The 550-nt window shown below is 63.8% G+C and carries 1 protein-coding gene and 1 pseudogene; both read left to right on the top strand.

Annotated features, from left to right (window positions below; genetic code table 11):
- Positions 1 to 107 precede the first annotated feature (107 nt).
- Positions 108 to 275: a hypothetical protein gene (locus DS839_RS36820; protein WP_162919031.1), complete on the top strand. Its 168-nt coding sequence runs from the start codon at positions 108 to 110 to the stop codon at positions 273 to 275.
- Positions 272 to 550, top strand: a pseudogene (locus tag DS839_RS36025) (hypothetical protein); the annotation flags it as partial. The gene DS839_RS36820 and the pseudogene DS839_RS36025, both read left to right, overlap by 4 nt.

The raw sequence follows: 550 nt of genomic DNA, 5'->3' as shown, positions 1-550 counted from the left end.
ATGAAAGCTCTTCGGGGGCACCCTGTATCGGCAGGTGTCACCCTCGAGGGCCCGCCCGGCAGCCAGCCGAGCACTGAAGGGCTACCATTCATCCCCTGGAGCCCGTCATGCGCATCACCCTCTGGCATCCACCGCAGAACCCTCAGCGCGTCCGCGCCTATCTCAATCACCTGGGGTGCCTACCTCAGGACGTCAAAGCCTTCGTCGTGCCGCACGGCAATGGCGTGAAGCTGTCGGTCACGCAGTCCGCTTGGCGGGCTTGGAGGGAGTCATGAAGGCTTTACTGGTGGCGGTCGTTGCAGTGCTGTCGGGAGATGTGTGGGGCGTCGGCCGCCGACTGGTGGAGCGCCTGGCGCTGATGGGCGTACAAAGCGCCTGGGATCTCGCCCAGGCCGACCCCAAGCAGATTCGCCTGCGCTTCTCGGTCACCCTGGAGCGCACCTGCCTGGAGCTGAAGGTCATTCCCTGCATCGAGATGAATGATCCTGGTGAAGCCCGTCAGCGCATCATGACGTCACGCTCCTTCGGGAGGATGATCGACAACCGAGAG

Source organism: Taklimakanibacter deserti (genome assembly GCA_003574785.1).
Note: the sequence above shows the minus strand (reverse complement) of the source record. Positions and strands in the feature narration are given on the sequence as shown.

Bases quoted from the DNA above. Each gene is read 5' to 3' on its own strand.
- DS839_RS36820 (WP_162919031.1), top strand. From the start codon at position 108: ATGCGCATCACCCTCTGGCATCCACCGCAGAACCCTCAGCGCGTCCGC.